The organism is Nocardioides silvaticus, assembly GCF_003160695.1.
GTDB classification, from domain to species: Bacteria; Actinomycetota; Actinomycetes; order Propionibacteriales; family Nocardioidaceae; genus Nocardioides; species Nocardioides silvaticus.
This window is the reverse complement of record NZ_QGDD01000002.1, coordinates 556980-569084: the sequence shown is the minus strand read 5'-3', so window position 1 is coordinate 569084 and position 12105 is coordinate 556980. Positions and strand designations below refer to the sequence as shown.

9 protein-coding genes are annotated in these 12105 nt (G+C 72.3%); 3 read left to right on the top strand and 6 right to left on the bottom strand.

From position 1 onward, the window contains the following. Window positions 1-9 precede the first annotated feature (9 nt). Entirely contained in the window at window positions 10-1371 is a 1362-nt protein-coding gene (pafA, locus tag DJ010_RS07595) for a Pup--protein ligase (RefSeq protein WP_109692999.1), read from the bottom strand. Window positions 1372-1508: 137 nt separating this feature from the next. Between pafA and DJ010_RS07590 the strand changes: the two genes are divergently transcribed. Then, window positions 1509-2453 (top strand): helix-turn-helix transcriptional regulator, encoded by a 945-nt coding sequence (locus DJ010_RS07590; protein WP_211318691.1) that lies wholly within the window; start codon window positions 1509-1511, stop codon window positions 2451-2453. Between the two features lie 12 nt (window positions 2454-2465). Here the strand turns inward: DJ010_RS07590 and prcA are convergent, their stop codons facing one another. From prcA to dop, 4 genes are read right to left on the bottom strand one after another with little or no spacing between them, the layout of a single operon-like run. Continuing rightward, window positions 2466-3272, bottom strand: a complete 807-nt coding sequence (gene prcA, locus DJ010_RS07585) for a proteasome subunit alpha (RefSeq protein ID WP_109692997.1) — start codon at window positions 3270-3272, stop codon at window positions 2466-2468. Further along, window positions 3269-4117, bottom strand: a complete 849-nt coding sequence (prcB, locus tag DJ010_RS07580; RefSeq protein WP_109692996.1) for a proteasome subunit beta — start codon at window positions 4115-4117, stop codon at window positions 3269-3271. The genes prcA and prcB overlap by 4 nt, the downstream gene beginning before the upstream one ends. Beyond that, window positions 4114-4311 carry a ubiquitin-like protein Pup gene (locus tag DJ010_RS07575; protein ID WP_109692995.1) on the bottom strand — a complete coding sequence of 66 codons (198 nt, stop codon included), beginning with the start codon at window positions 4309-4311 and terminating at the stop codon, window positions 4114-4116. Before DJ010_RS07575 ends, prcB begins: the two co-directional genes overlap by 4 nt. A gap of 10 nt (window positions 4312-4321) precedes the next feature. Continuing rightward, window positions 4322-5830 carry a depupylase/deamidase Dop gene (gene dop, locus DJ010_RS07570; RefSeq protein WP_109692994.1) on the bottom strand — a complete coding sequence of 503 codons (1509 nt, stop codon included), beginning with the start codon at window positions 5828-5830 and terminating at the stop codon, window positions 4322-4324. A gap of 88 nt (window positions 5831-5918) precedes the next feature. On the opposite strand from dop, the gene DJ010_RS07565 reads away from it, so the two are divergent. Continuing rightward, window positions 5919-8216, top strand: a complete 2298-nt coding sequence (locus tag DJ010_RS07565) for a zinc ribbon domain-containing protein (RefSeq protein WP_146207282.1) — start codon at window positions 5919-5921, stop codon at window positions 8214-8216. Window positions 8217-8275: 59 nt separating this feature from the next. After that, entirely contained in the window at window positions 8276-9088 is an 813-nt protein-coding gene (locus DJ010_RS07560; protein WP_109692992.1) for a DUF1206 domain-containing protein, read from the top strand. A 10-nt stretch (window positions 9089-9098) separates the two neighbouring features. Here the strand turns inward: DJ010_RS07560 and DJ010_RS07555 are convergent, their stop codons facing one another. Continuing rightward, window positions 9099-12077: an AfsR/SARP family transcriptional regulator gene (locus DJ010_RS07555; RefSeq protein ID WP_146207281.1), complete on the bottom strand. Its 2979-nt coding sequence runs from the start codon at window positions 12075-12077 to the stop codon at window positions 9099-9101. Window positions 12078-12105: the final 28 nt, after the last annotated feature.

Genomic DNA, 12105 nt, shown 5'->3' with positions numbered 1-12105 from the left:
GCCGAAGAACTACATCCCGTCGATCAGACGCTGCACCCGCTCGTCGTACGCACGGAACGGGTCCTTGCACAGCACGGTGCGCTGGGCCTGGTCGTTGAGCTTGAGGTGCACCCAGTCGACGGTGAAGTCCCGCCGTCGTTCCTGGGCCTTGCGGATGAACTCCCCGCGCAGCCGGGCGCGGGTGTTCTGCGGCGGCACCGACTTGGCCTCGAAGATCCGCAGGTCGGTGGTCACCCGGGCGACCGCGCCCCGCTTCTCGAGCAGGTAGTAGAGCCCGCGGTTGCGGTGGATGTCGTGGTAGGCGAGGTCGAGCTGCGCGATCCGCGGGTGGCTGAGTGGTAGGCCGTGCTTGGCGCGGTAGCGGTCGATCAGCTTCCACTTGATGACCCAGTCGATCTCGCGGTCGACCAGCCCCAGGTCGTCGGACTCGACCGCTTTGAGCCCGCGCTCCCACAGGTCGAGGGTGCGCTCGATGATCGGGGTGCTGATGCCGCGCCGGTCGACGAAGTCGCGGGCCTTGGCGAGGTACTCGCCCTGGATGTCGAGGGCGCTGGCCTCGCGGCCGTTGGCGAGCCGCACCTTCCGGCGCCCGGTGACGTCGTGGGAGATCTCGCGGATCGCCCGGATCGGGTTCTCCATCGTGAGGTCGCGCATCACCACGCCCTCCTCGATCATCCGCAGCACCAGGTCGCAGGACGCCACCTTGAGCATGGTGGTGGTCTCGCTCATGTTGCTGTCGCCGACGATCACGTGCAGCCGGCGGTACTTCTCCGCGTCGGCGTGCGGCTCGTCGCGGGTGTTGATGATGGGACGGCTGCGGGTGGTCGCGCTCGAGACGCCCTCCCAGATGTGCTCGGCCCGCTGGCTCACCGAGTACGACGTGCCTCTCGGCGTCTGGGTGACCTTGCCCGCGCCCACGATGATCTGCCGGGTGACCAGGAACGGGATCAGCACGTCGGCGAGCCGGCTGAACTCCCCCGCCCTGCTGACGAGGTAGTTCTCGTGACAGCCGTAGGAGTTGCCGGCGGAGTCGGTGTTGTTCTTGAAGAGGTAGATCTCGCCGGCGATGCCCTCGTCGTGCAGCCGCTGCTCGGCGTCCAGCAGCAGGCCCTCGAGGACCCGCTCCCCCGCCTTGTCGTGGGTGACCAGCTCGGTGACGTCGTCGCACTCGGGCGTGGCGTACTCCGGGTGGCTGCCGACGTCGAGGTAGAGCCGGGCTCCGTTGCGGAGGAAGACGTTGCTGGACCGGCCCCACGACACCACCTTGCGGAACAGGTAGCGGGCCACCTCGTCGGGGCTCAGCCGGCGCTGGCCCTTGAACGTGCAGGTGACGCCGTACTCGTTCTCGATCCCGAAGATCCGGCGGTCCATGACCAGAGCCTACGGTGCGCGACCAGTGTGTGGGGGATGTCGGTGGTGGCGCTGCGCCCGGTTCCGGGCTAGTTTCGTCGCACGGCTGCGTAACAGACCGACGGCCGGGTCCTCCGGGAACCGTGAGGTGATCCGTCTTGTTGCACGCTCCGATCGTCACCAGCTTCGTGACGAGCGATCCCGACGTCGGAAGTGCCCGGGTCGCCGAGGTGTACGCCGACAACCGGCTCCGGGTCACCGAGGACAGCGAGAGCTTCCACCTCGAGCAGCGCCGCGCCGACCTGGGCGCCGTCCGCCTCGACACGTTCAGCAACTCGCTGACGACCGAGTACACGATGCAGCCCCTCGGTCAGGTGATCATCGCCCGGATGCTCCACAGCGAGCTGGACGTGTGGACCGAGCAGACCCACCGCAGGCTCGGTCCCGGCGACGTCGCCCTGCTCGCCCAGGCCGACCGCGAGTACGCGACCACCGTCCACGGCGCACGGATGCAGCTGGTCGGCATCGACCTGGACCTGCTCGACGAGGTCGACGGCGGACCGGAGGACGCCGGCCGGCGTCTCCGCTACGAGCCGCTCGACCCGGCCCGCGCCGCGGCCTGGCAGCGCACCGTGCGGTACGTCGCCGACACCCTGCTCGACGACGCGGACACCAGCCCGCTGGTGCTCGGCAGCACCGCCCGGCTACTGGCGGCCAGTCTGCTGTCGGCGTTCGCGCCGGACGACGCCACGGAGCCGGTCGTCCGCGCCGACGCGCTCCCCGGACTGGTCCGCCGCGCCGTGGCCTACTGCGACGCGAGTCCCGACCTCGACATCGGCGTCGCCGACATCGCCCGCGCGTGCCACGTGTCGGTGCGCACGCTCCAGGTCGCCTTCCGGCGGCACCTCGGGACCACGCCGATGACCTACCTCCGGCGGGTGCGCCTGGACCGCGCCCGGGCCGACCTGGTGGCCACGGACCCCGACGAGGCGACGGTCACCAGGATCGCCGCCCGCTGGGGCTTCGCCGACGCCGGGCGGTTCAGCGCCCACTACCGCGAGGCGTACGGCGAGCTCCCCCGCGACACGCTCCGCCGTCGCTGATCAGCCGACTCCTCAGAGCGGCGGCGCGACCGGAGGCTCGCCCGAGCCCGGTTCGTCCGCCGTGGGTGCCGGAGGAGCGTCGGTCTCCGGTGCCGCGTGCTCCTCCGGACCGCGGTCGCCGAGCAGCTCCTCGAGCCGGGCGGGCCGGATCCGGGCGAACTTGCGCGGCTGGGTGCGGGTGCGGTCGAGCACGGCGACCTCGAGGTCGCCGACCGGGATCACCCGGTCGGTGGTCTGGCCCCCGTCGGTCGAGTGCCCGAGCGCCGCCACCGCGACGGCGAGCGCGTCGGCGAGGCCGGCACCCTCGACGTAGTGCTCGGCGAGGTACGAGGACACCGTCTCGGCGTCGCCGCCCATGACGGCGTAGCCGTGCTCGTCGGCGACCCGGCCCTCGTAGGTGAGCCGGTAGACCTGGTCCTCCTCGGGGAGGCTGCCGACCTCGGCGACGAAGATCTCGACCTCGTAGGGCTTCTCGCCGCCGCTGGAGAAGATCGTGCCCAGCGTCTGCGCGTAGGCGTTGGCGAGGCCCCGGCCGGTCACGTCGCGGCGGTCGTAGGAGTAGCCGCGCATGTCGGCCAGCCGGACGCCGGCGATGCGCAGGTTCTCGAACTCGTTGTAGCGCCCGACGGCCGCGAACGCGATCCGGTCGTAGATCTCGGAGATCTTGTGCAGCGCCTGGGACGGGTTCTCGGTCACGAGCAGCACGCCGTCGGCGTACTGCACCGCCGCCAGCGAGCGGCCCCGGGCGATGCCCTTGCGCGCGAAGTCCGCCCGGTCCTTCATCAGCTGCTCGGGCGAGACGTAGAACGGCATGCTCATCGCGCGTCCTCCGTCCCGAGCAGGGGTGCGTTGGGTCCGTCCGGCCGCTGCATGCGGCCGGCGACGACCTCGTCGGCGAGGGCGGCGATCTCGTCCTCGGGGAGCTTGCGCCCGCCGTCGGCGGTCACCACGTGGATGACCGGGAAGATCCGCCGGGTCAGGTCGGGCCCGCCCGTCGCGGAGTCGTCGTCGGCTGCGTCGTACAGCGCCTGGAGCGCCAGCGTCACGCAATCGCGCTCGGTCAGGTCCTCACGGTAGAGCTTCTTCATCGCGCCACGCGCGAACAGCGAGCCGGAGCCGACGGTGAAGAAGTGGGTCTCCTCGTGGCGGCCGCCGGTCACGTCGTAGCCGAAGATCCGGCCGTGGCCGCGGTCGAGGTCGAACCCGGCGAACATGGGGACGACGGCCAGGCCCTGCATCGCCATGCCGAGGTTGGCCCGGATCAGGGCGCTGAGCCGGTTGGCCTTGCCGTCGAGGGACAGGATGCTGCCCTCGATCTTCTCGTAGTGCTCGAGCTCGACCTGGAACAGGCGGACCATCTCCACCGCGAGGCCCGCAGTGCCGGCGATGCCGACCACGGAGAACTCGTCGGCCGGGAAGACCTTGTCGATGTCGCGCTGGGCGATGACGTTGCCCATCGTCGCGCGACGGTCACCCGCCATCACCAGGCCGCCCTGGAAGGTGGCGGCGACGATCGTGGTGCCGTGCGGCGCCAGGTCCGCGGCGCTGCCGGCGGGCAGCGACTTGCGTGCGGGGAGCAGGTCGGGGGCGTTCTCGCTCAGGAAGTCGCTGAACGACGAGGTGCCCGGCTGCATGAACGCAGCCGGGATGCGGGCGTCGGTCATTCCCCGCCCTTCTGGATGAACGACTTCACGAAGTCCTCGGCGTTGGTCTCGAGCACGTCGTCGATCTCGTCGAGGATCGCGTCGACGTCGTCGTCGAGGGCTTCCTTGCGCTCGGCGACGTCGGTCTCGGGGGCGACCTCGGTCGTCTCCTGCTCCTCGCCGGACTTGCGCGGCTGCTTCTGCTCCTGGGCCATGTTCGAAAGCCTAGCGAGTGAGCGCAGCGACGAGGGCCTCTGCCGTGTCGCAGCGGTCGATCAGGTCGCCGACGTGCGCCCTGCTGCCGCGCAGCGGGTCCATCGTGGGCACCCGTTGCAGCGACTCCCGCCCGGGCAGGTCGAAGATGACGGAGTCCCAGGACGCGGCGGCGACGTGCGCCGCGTACTTCTCCAGGCAGCGGCCACGGAAGTAGGCCCGGGTCTGCTCCGGCGGCTCGGTCATCGCCCGTTCGACGTCGGCGTCGTCGAGGAGCCGCTGGATCCGGCCGGCCTTCACGAGCCGATGGTAGAGACCCTTCTCGGGCCGCACGTCGGAGTACTGGTAGTCGATGAGCTGCAGCTTCGCGTCGTCCCAGTCCAGGCCGTCGCGGGAGCGGTACTGCTCGAGCAGCTTGAGCTTCGCGACCCAGTCGAGCTGGTCGGCCAGCGACATCGGGTCGCGCTCGAGCCGGTCGAGCACGTCCTCCCAGCGGGCGAGCACGTCGAGGGTCTGCTCGTCGGCGTCGGCGCCGAGCCGGTCCTCGACGTACTTCTTGGCCAGGTCGAGGTACTCCATCTGCAGCTGCACGCCCGTCAGCCGGCGACCGTCGGAGAGCGTGATGGTCTGCTGGAGGGTCGGGTCGTGGGAGACCGCGCGCAGCGAAGCGACGGGCGTGTCGACGGCGAGGTCGCGGCTGATGAACCGCTCCTCGATCATCGCCAGCACCAGCGCGGTCGTGCCGACCTTGAGGTAGGTCGAGATCTCCGAGAGGTTGGCGTCGCCGATGATCACGTGGAGCCGGCGGTACTTCTCGGGATCGGCGTGCGGCTCGTCGCGGGTGTTGATGATCGGCCGCTTGAGCGTGGTCTCGAGGCCGACCTCGACCTCGAAGAAGTCCGCGCGCTGGCTGATCTGGTAGCCCTGCTCGCGCCCGTCCTGGCCGCGGCCGACCCGACCGGCGCCGCAGAACACCTGTCGGCTGACGAAGAACGGTGTCAGGTGGCGCACGATGTCGGCGAACGGCGTCGACCGGCGCATCAGGTAGTTCTCGTGGGCGCCGTACGACGCGCCCTTGTTGTCGGTGTTGTTCTTGTAGAGCACGATCGAGGGGTTGCCAGGCAGCTGCTGGGCCAGTCGGGCGGCGTCGAGCATCACCTGCTCCCCCGCCTTGTCCCAGCGCACGACGTCGAGCGGCGAGACCACCTCGGGTGTGGAGTACTCCGGGTGCGCGTGGTCGACGTAGAGCCGGGCGCCGTTGGTGAGGATGACGTTGGCCAGCCCGAGGTCCTCGTCGGTGAGCTGGGTCGGGTCGGCGACCTGCCGGGACATGTCGAACCCGCGGGCGTCGCGCAGCGGCGACTCCTCCTCGAAGTCCCACCGGGCCCGACGGGCGCGCACCGTGGCCGACGCATAGGCGTTGACCACCTGCGACGACGCCACCATCGGGTTGGCCGTGGGCACGCCCTGGACCGAGATCCCGTACTCGACCTCGGTGCCCATCACGCGCCGCACGCTCATGTGTTCAGCCTACGCGGGCGGCCCGCGCCCACCTCCCCAGTCCGCTGCGTTTCGCGATTCGTCGACCCTCTCGGTCATCCTGCTGCGCATGCAGCCTCCCGACCAGGACCCCGGCGCAGCCGCTCCCCCTCCGCCTCCGGTGCTCCCGCCGCCGCCGAACGGACCGACCCGGACCGTCGTCGCCACCGTCCCGACGGCGCGGGCCGCGCTCCGCGCCGCGGTCGAGCCGCTGCTCGCCTACGCCTTCGCGCTCGCCGCGGCCGTCGGGCTGATGGTGCTCGTGGTGCTCGCGATCGCCGTGGGCTCCGACGGCGGCGACGCCGCCGCCGCGGCGGACGACATCGACATCGAGGCGATCGGCGTCCTCGTCGGGATGCCGTTCCAGCTCGCCGGCATGGCGCTCGGCGGATCGCTGACGCTCGGTGACGGCGCCTTCAGGGTCTCGCTGTTCGCTCCGCCGCTGCTCGTCACCGCAGTGTTCACCATCGCGGCCTTCCTGCTGTCGCGTCGGGCCGAGACGGCGAGGCCGTCGGCGAGCGGGCCGGAGCGGGTGCTCCTCGCGGCTTCCGGCGGCGTCGTCACGGCCGTGCTGGTCGTGGTCGCCACCCGGTCGCTGGCGATGCGGGACGAAGGCCTCTCGCTGCACGCCGCGTCGGTCGGTCTGTTCTTCGGCGTTCTCGCCCTCGCCTTCGCGAGCGGCCTGCTCGGTCGACTGGCCGCCCATGGCTCGCTCTGGCCGCACTGGCTACCCGCGGACGGACGGCGAGCGGCGCACCTGGTGAGCCAGTACGTTCTTGTGTTCGTCGCCGCCGGCATCCCGGTCGCCGTCCTCTGGCTGCTGGTCGACGCCGGTCCCGAGGCTGCGTTGTTCGCCGTCGTCTGGGGTCCGACCGTCGCCCTCGTCGCCTTCGGGATGGGCCACCTCGGCGCACTGAGCGTGCCCGGGTCGCACGAGTTCGCCTGGGACCTGGGCTGGTTCCCCGGCGTCGTCCTGCCGCTGCTCGCGTTGCTCCTCACCGTGACCGCCGCGACGGCGTGGCACCTGCGCCGCGGTGAGGACCGCGAGCTTCTGGCGCAGCCTGCCTCGTGGACGTCGCTGGCCTGTGCGTTCGGTGCTGCCGCCCTGCCGATCTGCCTGCTTTCCACCGTCGGCATCTCCGGCGGGCTCTTCGAGCTGACCGGAGGCGTCACGTTCGGGGTCGCCTACTGGCTGATCCCGGTTCTCGCGGTCTGGGGCGCCGTGATCGAGGTGCTGTCGCGCTTCGTCGCGCCCTCCCTCGCGTCGGCGGTGCCAGGTCCGATCGCTCGTCGGCTGGCGGTCGGCCCCTCCCACCTTCGGCCCCCGGCACCAGTGCCCGTGCAGCGGATCCCGATGTCGCCGTCCGACCGCGCCCGCGCCAAGAAGGCGCTCATTGGCGCCGCCGTCGTCGGCGGTCTCGGATTGGGTGTCTGGATCGTGGTGAGCGTCGTCGGGAGCTCGGCGTACTCCCCCGAGTCGTACGCGGAGGATTACCTGGACGCGCTCGTGGAGGGTGACGCCGAGCGCGCGGCCGAGCTATCGCCGGTGGACGACGACGAAGCCGCGGACGCTCTGCTGACCAACGAGGTCTACGAGGCGGCCGGGGATCGGATCACCGGCTACGAGATCACCGACCTCCAGGAGTTCGGCGACACGGTGACGGTCACCGTGGACCTCGAAGGAGTGGAGAACGGCGACGGCGTCGAGTTGAGCCTCGAGGAGGACGGCAGCCGGGCGCTGTTCTTCAGCGCCTGGAAGGTGACCGATGGCGGTCTGGCGAGCGAGCTCACCGTTTCGGTCCCCGAGTCGAGCTCGTCGGTCGAGGTCAACGGCGTCGAGGTGCCGGCTGGGGCCGGCTCCGACGTCGACCTCTGGGCGCTCCCCGGCAGCTACGTGGTCAACCCGTACGGCGACAGCGAGTGGCTCGAGCCAGTGGAGACCGAGACGGTGGTCTCCCCCGGCTCGTGGGGCACTTACGCCGAGACCCCCGAGCCGGAACCGTCCGAGGCGCTGACGACCTTTGTCCAGACGGAGATCGAAGGCTGGGTCGAGGGTTGCATGACAGCCACCGAGCCGGACCCCGCCGACTGCCCGCAGGAGATCTACCCCTACGGCGACGAGCAGCGAAACCTCGAGTGGCGCCTGGACCAGATGCCGACGGTCTCATGGGACGGCTTTTACGGCAGCTTTCCTGCGAACCTCTCCTCCGACGCGCCCGGCGAGGCGTCCGCGACCTACGAATACGACGACAGCTACGGCTTCGGGAAGCCGAGCTGGGTGGAGGAGACCGAGACGTCGACGTTCTACGTGTCCGTCGAAGTCGATCTCGACGGTGACGAGCCGCGGGTGACCTTCGACAGCTACTGACCCGTGCGTTGGACCCGCCCGCGCGGGGTACCACCCTCGCGGCCGGAGGGAGTTCGCAGATGTCGGTAAAGGAACAAGCGCGCGAGGCACAGGACACCGCGGCCCTGTCGTGGATGGCGCGGCTGGGCTTCGTCATGTACGGCGTCGTGTACTTCGTGGTCGGCGTGCTCGCCGTCCAGCTCGCACTCGGCGACAGCGAGGGCAAGGCGTCGGGCGACGGCGCGCTCCGCGAGCTCGCCCGGCAGCCGTTCGGGGAGGTCGTCCTCGTCGTCGCCGCGATCGGGCTGGCTGCCCTGGCGGTCTGGGAGGTCTGCGAGGCCGTCGGCGGCCACACCGACCGGGACGGCGGCAAGCGGGTCGCGGCCCGCGCCGGCTCGGGAGCGCGGGCGGTAGTCTTCGCCGTGCTGGCGTTCCTGGCCGCCCAGATCGTGTTCGGCAGCTCGTCGGGCGGCGGAGGCGGGGGCACCGACACCTACACCTCGAAGCTGATGGACCTGCCGTTCGGTCCCTGGCTGGTCGGGGCGGTCGGCGTCGGGATCATCGGCTTCGGCCTCAACAGCGTCCACCAGGGTCTCAGCGACCGGTGGGAGAACGACCTGCAGCACGGCGCCCGGTCCGGGAGCACGGGCACCGCGCTCGCCACGATCGCGCGCACCGGGTTCGTCGCGCGGGGCGCCGCGTTCGCGATGATCGGCGGCCTGTTCGTGTGGGCGGCACTCACCCACGACGCCCGGAAGTCCGCCGGGCTCGACCAGGCGCTGCGCGAGCTCCGCGACGCGCCGTACGGCCCGTGGCTGCTCGGCGCGATCGCCGTCGGTCTGGCCGCCTACGGCTTGTTCAACGTCGCCAAGGCCTGGGCGCTGCGCGACTGACGCGCCCGGCTCAACCGGCGACCGCCATCAGCTCGGCTCGTGCGCGGTCCAGCACCTCGCCGGCGGTGAGCCGGTCCGCTTCGGCGCGCACCGACGTCAGCTCCTGGGCGGGCACGAGGTCGTCGACCGACACGTAGACCCGGCTGCTGTGGCGCGCGATCGACGGCCCGACGGCCGCGGCACCCGGTTGGACGTCGGCGACCATCAGCAGCAGCGCCGCCGTCCGGTGCCGCCCGGCCTCGGCGAGCAGGCCGGCGGCGTTGCGCGCCGTCGTCCAGAGCTGGGTGGCGTGGCCGGTGCGCTGCCAGAGGTCGAGCAGCTCGGCGAAGTCCCGTGCGGCTGCGGGCAGGTCGCCCAGCCGGGTGCGGGCCGACGCCAGCGCCACGCTGGCGACCCCGACGACGAAGGTCGTGCCGGCCCGCCGGGCCATCTCGATCGCCTCCAGGTAGCAGCCGACTGCCTCGGCCGGCGACGTGGTCGCGCGCAGCTCGCCCTCGACGTAGGCCGCGAACGCGGCGTGGGACCCGCAGCCGGACCTCCGGATCGCGGGGTGTGCTCGGTCCAGCAGCTCCCGCGCCCGCTCGTGGTCGCCTCCGTACGCAGTCGCGAGCGCAGCGGAGGCCAGCCAGGCGCCGCTCACGACGCGGCGGCCCTCGCCCGAACGGACCCAGAGCTCCGCGGCCCGGGCGAAGTCCCCACGGAAGTGGGCCACCGAGCCGAGCACGCGGAGCGGGCGGTGCAGCTGCGCTGGCGTGGCGTCCGGGCCGGCGAGGGCGATCGCCCGCTCGGCCAGCGTCCGGGCCCGGTCGAGGTCGCCGACCAGCCGGGCGGCCTCGCCAGCGGCGCCGACCACCTCCACCTCGCTCTCGTGCCCGGCGAGACGGGGATCGTCGGCCAGCTCAAGCGCCCAGGCCCACAGCTCCCGCAGGTCCCGCCAGATCGAACCCTCCTCGAGCGCGAGGGTGATCCCGACCAGCACGTCGTCGCGGCCTCGCGTCCTCGCAACGTCCCGTGCTGCGCGGAAGTTGTCGAGCTCGGCCCGGAGATGCGCATCCATCGCGACCTCCTCGGGCCCCATGATCCGGCGTCCGACGTCCACGGCGACCGTCAGGCACCGGTCGAGGAAGCGCTCCTCGGCACGCTCGAGCTCGCCGAGCCGAGTGAGCTCGTCGAGCAGGAAGGCGCGCACCGTGTAGAGCAGCCGGTATCGGCCGCTCACGGGGTCGGCTGTGAGCAGCGAGACGTCGACCAGCCGGTGCAGCGCGTCGACCGGGTCCGCCACGTCGACGGCCGGGCCGAGATCGTCGGCGACGGCCTCGACCGTCGCCAGGTCCGCGCCACCGGGGAACGGCGCCAACGCTCTCAGCAGCGCCTGCTCCCCGGGAGCGAGCAGGCAGTACGACGAGTCGATCGTCGCTCGCAGCGTCCGCTGCCGCTCGTCGTCGCGGTCACCGCGACCCGTCGCCAGGTCCAGAGCCCGGCTGAGCCGCTCCCGGACGTCGCGCAGCGGCATCACCGCGACCTGGCGTGCCGCCAGCTCGATCCCGAGCGGCAGCCCGTCGAGCCGTTGCAGCACCTCGACCAGGTCGTCGGGGTCCGCGGTGGCCAGGTCGAAGTCCGGACGTCGCCGGCGAGCGTGTTCCACGAAGGCCCGGACGGCGTCGTGGCGGTCGAACGCGGCCGGGTCCGTCGCGTCGCGGGGCACTGACAGCGGCTGGAGGCGTACGACGTACTCCCCGGCCGCGTTGAGGCTGGCCCTGGACGTGGCCAGCACCGCGACACCGGCCGCGCCCCTCCCGAGCGCCTCCACCAGTCGGCGGGCGGCGTCGCTGACGTGCTCGCAGTTGTCGAGGACCACCAGCAGGTGCGCCTCGGACAACGCGCCGGCGATTTCGTCGGCCGTCGCGTCGCCGTCGAGCCGGAGGCCCAGGGTCGTGACGACGGCCTGGCACACCCGCTCGGGCCGGTCGACCGCGGCGAGGTCGACCACCACGGCCGGCAGCCCGGGCTCGTGCGGGTCGGCGGCGATGTCGAGGCTCAGTCGGGTCTTGCCCACCCCGCCCGGACCGGCGAGGGTGACCATCCCGTGCGTCGAAAGCAGCCGGGTCACTTCCGCCCGCTCGTGCCGACGGCCGACGAGGGGGCCCTCGGAGCGCACCCGTCGAGCGGGACGGGACGGCGGGGTCGGCGTGGTCGACGCGGCTGGAGGGGCCGCCGAGGCCGGCGCGAGCCCTCCCGCCGCCACCTGCTGCTCGAGCTCGGCGAGGGCCGGCGACGGGTCGAGCCCGGCCTCCTCGATCACCCGGCGCCGGAAGTCCTGGGCCGCTGCCATCGCGTCCGCCGTGCGGCCCTCCGCAGCCAGCGCACGGACGTGGAGCAGGGCCGTCCGCTCCCGCAGCGGGGCCGCTGCCGTAGCGCGGGCCGAGTCCACCACGATCCCGTGCTCACCGGTGGCGAGCCTCGCTTCCAACAGGTCGTCGACCAGTCGGAGCCGCAGCTCCTCGACGGCGACGGCCTCGACCTCCAGCTCGGGCACCGCGCGGAACTCCTCGAGGGCCGGACCGCGCCACAGCTCGAGCGCCGCCCTCCCGAGCGCGGCGGCCTCGACCGGCGGGCGGCCGTCCCCGATCGCCGTCCCGAGCCGGCGCGCCGCGTCGAGGTCCAGCTCGCCGGGCTCCAGACGCAGCAGGTAGCCGCCACCGTGACGCTCGAGCCGGTCGGCGAGCGGCCCGAGGTGGCCTCGGAGCCGGGACACGTGGCTGTAGAGCGCCTGCACGGCGTTGTCCGGTGGCGCGTCGGGCCACAACCCGTCGACGAGCCGGTCGGCACCGACCACCCGGCCGGCGGCCAGCGCCAGGAGCGCGAGCAGGGTGCGTCGTCGTACGCCCGGCACGTCGACCTCGGTGCCGCGGACCCGGAGCGCGAGCGGCCCCAGCAGGTCGACCCGCAGCGGGAGCGACGTCCGGTCGACGGCGGCGGGGTCGGGCACCCGCCTACGATGCCGCAGCTGAACCGGG

Coding starts and splice junctions, on each gene's coding strand:
- pafA (WP_109692999.1), bottom strand. CDS start 1,371: ATGGACCGCCGGATCTTCGGGATCGAGAACGAGTACGGCGTCACCTGC.
- prcA (WP_109692997.1), bottom strand. CDS start 3,272: ATGAGCATGCCGTTCTACGTCTCGCCCGAGCAGCTGATGAAGGACCGG.
- prcB (WP_109692996.1), bottom strand. CDS start 4,117: ATGACCGACGCCCGCATCCCGGCTGCGTTCATGCAGCCGGGCACCTCG.
- DJ010_RS07575 (WP_109692995.1), bottom strand. CDS start 4,311: ATGGCCCAGGAGCAGAAGCAGCCGCGCAAGTCCGGCGAGGAGCAGGAG.
- dop (WP_109692994.1), bottom strand. CDS start 5,830: ATGAGCGTGCGGCGCGTGATGGGCACCGAGGTCGAGTACGGGATCTCG.
- DJ010_RS07565 (WP_146207282.1), top strand. CDS start 5,919: ATGCAGCCTCCCGACCAGGACCCCGGCGCAGCCGCTCCCCCTCCGCCT.
- DJ010_RS07560 (WP_109692992.1), top strand. CDS start 8,276: ATGTCGGTAAAGGAACAAGCGCGCGAGGCACAGGACACCGCGGCCCTG.